Raw genomic sequence first — 6,256 nt, forward strand, 5'->3', positions numbered from 1 at the left:
ATTACTTTCCTTTCAAAACACTGACTGAAGTTCTACTCTCAGTAAGCGTCTGTCTGTATAAAATGGTAAACATGTTGATAATAAACAAGGAAACTATAAGTAAACTCATAATCAAATGATGAGTCAAGAAAATCAAAAACACAAGTGCAACACCTAAAACACAGATTTGTGAAAAAAGATAGTTAAAATGCACTTCTTCAAACCTCATACCAGATAATCGCTTGATAAAGATTTCTTTTCTAAATTGCTCAAAGTAAAGAAGGTTCATACTGTCAAATAAAAGTATAGAGGTCAATAAACCTAATAAAACACCAATTAATAGAAAAGCAAGGCGACTACGACTCTCTGAAAGAATCTTATAGTAGCTATTACGATTATTAGTCAAATAAGAAACCCACTGATAAACACCACCTTGTTTAAGTAAATCAATGCTATCCTTATAGCCCGTCATGTGTAGTCCCGAACCTACTTCTGTTCCCCAAAATAACTGACTACTTGGTGTATCTCCCATTGCTTCAGGTGTAGTCACAACAATAATAGGATCATTAAGGAATTGCATAGGTATGTCACTATCTGTATTGTACAAAAAACGCTTTTTCTTATCTTTTACGAATTCGGTAGAGACCGATACCTTAAATAAGTGATGACTATGAGGATTTAGACTACGACTTGAGAAACCTGACATATATTCTGAATATATACTCTCTAACTCTTTCCTACTATTCTTCAACTTCTCTGGAATTATTAATCCAAATTCGCCACGCTTAAGTTTTTTCATTTGTGCTAAAAATTCATCGGAGACACCAACATTTTGCTTTTCCAAGTAATTAGGTGAAACATAAATGGTATTCCCATTAGGCACATAGTCTGTTATTTTAACCCCATTAGCTATATTTGATACTAAGAACTGACGTAAATTTGTTTTTACAAATAGCCCTTTATCGTCCTTTAGAGTACGATTTGCGAAGTCATACCAAGACTTATTCTGCTTTTCTTCTTCCTTACCTTGTGTAAAGGCAGAGCTATAACTATAAGATAGCTGGTAGTAATTTCTATTTATAGACCACTCTTCTTTAGCACTATTTAATTGCACAAAATCTTGATAACTGTTCAACAACGTACCTACAGTAATACCAACAACTACAATTGCAACGAATTGTCCTAAGAACATCACTCCTAGAAGTCTTCTTAAGGGGAGGCGCCCTCTCATAACTTCAACTAAAGAAGTTGCTTTTAACCCTAGTAGATATATTAAACTTAACCCAAGAGAAATAAAACATAGCGCAAAAAAATATAAAGTTACTCCTGTAAAATAAAGTAATATAGGCAAAGATTGCAAAATCCGAAAATGCCACAAACCTACTCCCCCAATAAGAATAGATAAACAATATGCAACCAATAACTGCCTAGAATCAACGATAAATGATGATAACATTACTTTCATCATGCTTTGCCCCGAAACAAGCTTGATTCCCGCATCCCTTAAATCCTTTATTCGGTAAATCAACACTAGTGAAGCAAAGGTCAACAGAAATAATGCGAAACTAATAAGTGAAACCTCATTCAATAATATTGTTAAAAGTAAAGACAGTATTGAATAAGAAGAAAAATCAACCGCATTATAGCCAAGCTGACTGAATGTCGAGATAAGTTCTGCTCCCTTTAAATCACCTGAGACAATTAGATAGTTACTAACTATATCACTGCCTTCAGCACTCTCCTGAGAAGCCCTTTTTAAATTAGAAGGTGGAGAAACGTGTCCGTAAAACTGATAACGAAAATCTATTTCACCCTTTTCATTTGGTTGAACAATCCGTCTAGCAATTAAGCTATTATGCTCATTAGCTAAATTAGTTAAAGCATCTGTTACTTCCTTGCGATTAGATACCTTATGATCAGTCAAAGCCTGACCAGTCACATCTACAGCATTATAACTCGAAAAAGATATTTGCTGATTTTGTTGAACAATCATTGTGACTAAGTAGCAAGAAAACAGGATAGTCGAGATGAATATAAAAACACGTTTCATACAAACCTCCTAAACGGAACAATTATATATCTTTGTATTGAAATAAAGTTTACGGTCGAAAATGGAACCATTACAAGGAAACAAAAACTAGGTTGACATATTACATTCAACCTAGTCACCGTTACTTAATTAATTATAGTTATAGTAAAAGGCAGCCTGCTCGCCAAAAGACGTTTTAATAAAAGCATACGAAGTCTGACCGGCATAAGCATAGGCCTTACTAGATTTAGAGGTCCAACGACTAACTACAGTTGAACTATGATATTTCGAACCATGATAGTAATTCGAAAAAGCACCACCGTTAGAAGCCCCGTAAGTCCAAACACCACCACCTGGATACTGCGTAGCTGCAGCAACTCCAGACAAAGTCCCAAAAGAAGTCACAGCAAGAGCCAAAACCATTAACGATTTCATATTTTTTCTCATAAGTATTCTCCTTAAAGTAATTGCGATGAAGGAAATAAAATGACATAAACTATGCATAACATTTCTAAACCTTCATAAATCAACTGTTACATTAAGTAAGCGCTTACTTTTAAAGTTATTATATACAGTTTTTTTATTTTTGTCAATACACTTTTTGTATTTTTGTAAGAATTGATACCTTTGCTACGCAAAAAAGCCCCCAAAGGGACTTCTCGGTTTGATAAACAACGGCAGGGTGACAGTCCTGCATCTCTTTCAGACCCGAAGGTGCGGCGGCTGCCTCTTCCGCCCTCGTTGTTATTTCTTACTTATATTATATCACATTTTCTTAGCTCTACCAGCATTTAGATAATTTTTCAGCTTAGAATCTTTAATCACAAACATGGTACGGACATTAAGTTTATCACATAATCTGACCGCTACCAGAACATTACCATCAATACGTTTGATATATTCCAAGGACTGACCATTAGGATGGCGACCGATATAGTCCGGATGAGCAATAATCTCTGGAATACGCTCATAGGTGGCATCAAAATCACTGAATTCCTGGCGATGTTTTTCCATATGCTTCTTACGTTGTGCAGACAGCGTGATTTCTTCACCAGGCTTGTAGTTCAAATCAAAAGCTTTAATGACTTTTGGCGTCAAGTGCCCTACTGTTTTCATGTCTCTATTGTACCACATCTCATACACATCAAGGTCTTTCCTATTGTTGAGGTATCAAAAAAACTCAAGCCTGTTACCAAGCTCGAGTTTTGACTTATGTTTTTTGGAAAGCACCTTGTTTGTAGCTAATCCAGAAGAAAAGCGGTGTACAGATAGCCATTGCTACCAGATAGATTGGCAAGGTGTAGCTATTAAGTGTCGAAATTTCAATCACATCTCGAAGATAGTAAGAGCTGATTAAGAAACCAAAGACTGAGTAAATAATCAAGGCCACACGTCCCTTATTCAAAGGGATACAAGCACGAATAACGGCAAGAACACCCGTTGATCCCATCATATAGTAAGACAGCGTCAGCATGTCCGTATTGCTCATACCAAGATAGACCTGAGATAGATGGAAAATAAGAACACTGATAACCAGCATCAAGGCATTAGGAATAGACAACTGAAGCGAACGTCTGAGGAAATGTTTCTCAACAGGTCGTATATTACGTTCGAAGGTCAAAATAAATGGTGGAAGACCCTCGATAAATTGCCCCGCTAATGTCATCTGAACCTGAATGAATGGGAAGACCAAGAGGTACTCTGCCTTTCCAAAAACAATACTGGCAATACAGATAAGCCCCAAAAGGAAGGAATAGACCGTTTTGATGAGGAAAATAGGTGCAATGTGGGCAATATTATTAACCACACGACGTCCCTCAAATAGAATTTCAGGAATATCCTTAAACTCTGAATCCATAAGCACCAAGTTGGCAATCTGACGTGTAGCGGGATCCCCTTCAGCCATAACAATCGAACAGTCCGCCTCACGTAGTGCCAAGATATCGTTGACACCGTCACCAGTCATAGCTGTGGTATGCCCATTGGCATTAAGGGTTTGGATTAACAACTTCTTCTGATGTGGAGATACGCGACCAAAGATTGCAGTATCTTCAGCCAAAGCCTCCAACTCCTCATCACTGACCTTAGAACAGTCAATATAACTTTGATAATCCGCAAAACCAGCCTGGTGGGCAATATGAGAAACCGTCACAGGATTGTCACCAGAAATAATCTTAAGCGTCACATCTTCTGAACGTAGGTATTCCAAAGTTTCTGCAGCATCCTCACGAATAGGATCGGCAATTTCGAGCAAGGTCAAGCCTTCAACATCATTCGGCAAACTCATAGTCTCTGTATCAACCGCTGACTGACTCCATGCCAAAATCAAAACACGAGAACCACGAGCCTGCGCCTGATCGACTGCTTTTGGGTTTTCCTTAAGAAGCATCTCAGGTGCTCCCAAAAAGAGAGTTCCGACCCCGTCAATGCTCATAGCACCCCATTTACGATCACTTGAAAATGGGATAACATCCCCTACCTGATAGTGATGCTCCAGACGTTCATAGGCATTTCGAATCGCCTGAGCCGTTGCATTGTTATCCTTGCTATGCTGCATATAGGCCGCAAGCAAGCGCTCCAAATCCTCTTTAGTGAAACGCTCCGACAGTAGTTTCAAACCCTTAACGGTCATCTTTCCTTGCGTAATTGTTCCTGTTTTATCTAAACAAAGCACATCGACACGCGCCAAGGTTTCGACAGAGTACATCTCCTGCACCAGGATATGTTTCATTCCAAGCTTAATAACGGCCGTCAAAAGAGAGGTAATTGTCAAAAGGGCAATTCCCTTAGGCAACATTCCCAGAAGGGCTGTCGAACTGGTAACTACCGACTCTTGAAGGGAGAGCTGTTTAATCAAGTAAGCCTCAAAAAAGAGCGCAAGCCCAAACGGTATGACAATCTTTCCCGTAAACTTAGCAATCTTGTCCATATTATAAAGAATACGGGACACGATTGGCTTATGAGTCTTAGCTTCTAGCATGAGCTTGTTGGCGTAATTGTCCTCGGCTACGTTAATGACCTTAGCATAGACCTGACCACTCACAAGATAAGAACCGGAGAGCAACTCCTTCCCATCTTTCTTTAGAATGTGATCACTCTCACCAGTCAGCATAGCCTCGTTAAGCTCAGCCATCCCATCAACAACCACGGCATCACTAGGAACCTGCTCACCCGCAGACAAGAGCATGATATCATCCAAGACAATATCCTTCGGATCAATAGAAGTAACCTCGCCATCACGCACCACACGGATCTGATCCTTATTCATGAGATTGAGCTTATCAATCATGCGACGGGCACGCAACTCTGTCATCATCCCCGTAAAGGCATTAAGCACAATGATTCCGAAGAAAAAAAGATTAGACCAAGCCTGAACAGCAATCAAGGCCATAAAGATTGCAAAATTGAGCACATTAAAGGAGTTGAAGACATTACGCCTAAAAATCTCCCAATTGCTGGAGCCAGTTTTTGCTTTAAAATGATTTGTTTTACCGGCATCTATCCGCCGCTTGACCTCCACCTGCGTCAAGCCTTGTAACTGTTTTTTCATAACTTTCATAGTAGCATAAAAATGAGGTGTTTTCAAAGGTTAGCCGTCATGAATACCAAGGAAATAAACCTATTAACCCTCACGCTTTTTCCACTATGTCATCCAGGCCAATAAAACCAACAAAAATATTCTGCAGAATTATATTCTCTAATTAAACCTACTTTGATAAATTAAATTAAACAACCATTGAAGGTTGATTAATGGTTTTGGTTGAGCATCAATCACAGGTTGAACGGTCTCTCTAATTTCTTTTAGGACTTTTCGTTGATTATATTTTATCTTGTGATAACGTTTGTCAAAAGCATCTTGGATAGAAAAATTACGATTAAAAATATAACTTTCACCTGAGTCCGAGAAAAAGAATAGAGTATCACCTGAAAGATCTAATACAGACGATTCTGTTCCTTTTTCTCTAGTTATAGCGTACGACCCGTCCTCATCATAGCTAATACCATCTATTTCCGGTGTATAAATCCAGCCATTATTCTCCATTAGCATAACGATATCCGGCTCTGTCCCCTCCTTATGAGGGATGTGCTGAGCATAATAAACAGAGTGGTATTTTAAATTAAAAAAAGTAAATAGGCTCATTCCTAAGACTGTAACCAGCCCTATAAATAGTCCTACAAAAATCCCTAAAATATTGCTTTTTCGCATTGTCATCTTCTCTTTCTTTTTCTATCTCCAATCGAATTTTT

The 6,256-nt window shown here is 38.4% G+C and carries 5 protein-coding genes; all 5 read right to left on the minus strand.

Annotated features, from left to right (window positions below; genetic code table 11):
• Position 1: 1 nt before the first annotated feature.
• Entirely contained in the window at positions 2-2,029 is a 2,028-nt protein-coding gene (locus HMPREF1517_RS02645; protein ID WP_004183231.1) for a DUF1430 domain-containing protein, read from the minus strand.
• A gap of 129 nt (positions 2,030-2,158) precedes the next feature.
• Positions 2,159-2,455 (minus strand): lactococcin 972 family bacteriocin, encoded by a 297-nt coding sequence (locus HMPREF1517_RS02650; RefSeq protein WP_004183233.1) that lies wholly within the window; start codon positions 2,453-2,455, stop codon positions 2,159-2,161.
• Between the two features lie 318 nt (positions 2,456-2,773).
• Positions 2,774-3,124 carry a PBECR3 domain-containing polyvalent protein gene (locus tag HMPREF1517_RS02655; protein WP_004183234.1) on the minus strand — a complete coding sequence of 117 codons (351 nt, stop codon included), beginning with the start codon at positions 3,122-3,124 and terminating at the stop codon, positions 2,774-2,776.
• Positions 3,125-3,218: 94 nt separating this feature from the next.
• Positions 3,219-5,567: an HAD-IC family P-type ATPase gene (locus tag HMPREF1517_RS02660; protein ID WP_037599220.1), complete on the minus strand. Its 2,349-nt coding sequence runs from the start codon at positions 5,565-5,567 to the stop codon at positions 3,219-3,221.
• Between the two features lie 138 nt (positions 5,568-5,705).
• Positions 5,706-6,215, minus strand: coding sequence for a hypothetical protein (locus HMPREF1517_RS02665; RefSeq protein WP_037599221.1), 510 nt, complete (start codon positions 6,213-6,215; stop codon positions 5,706-5,708).
• Positions 6,216-6,256: the final 41 nt, after the last annotated feature.

It is taken from the genome of Streptococcus sp. ACS2, from assembly GCF_000525585.1.
Taxonomy (GTDB): domain Bacteria; phylum Bacillota; class Bacilli; order Lactobacillales; family Streptococcaceae; genus Streptococcus.

Excerpts from the sequence above, each read along its gene's own strand:
- HMPREF1517_RS02645 (WP_004183231.1), bottom strand. The coding sequence starts at position 2,029 with ATGAAACGTGTTTTTATATTCATCTCGACTATCCTGTTTTCTTGCTAC.
- HMPREF1517_RS02650 (WP_004183233.1), bottom strand. The coding sequence starts at position 2,455 with ATGAGAAAAAATATGAAATCGTTAATGGTTTTGGCTCTTGCTGTGACT.
- HMPREF1517_RS02655 (WP_004183234.1), bottom strand. The coding sequence starts at position 3,124 with ATGAAAACAGTAGGGCACTTGACGCCAAAAGTCATTAAAGCTTTTGAT.
- HMPREF1517_RS02660 (WP_037599220.1), bottom strand. The coding sequence starts at position 5,567 with ATGAAAGTTATGAAAAAACAGTTACAAGGCTTGACGCAGGTGGAGGTC.
- HMPREF1517_RS02665 (WP_037599221.1), bottom strand. The coding sequence starts at position 6,215 with ATGCGAAAAAGCAATATTTTAGGGATTTTTGTAGGACTATTTATAGGG.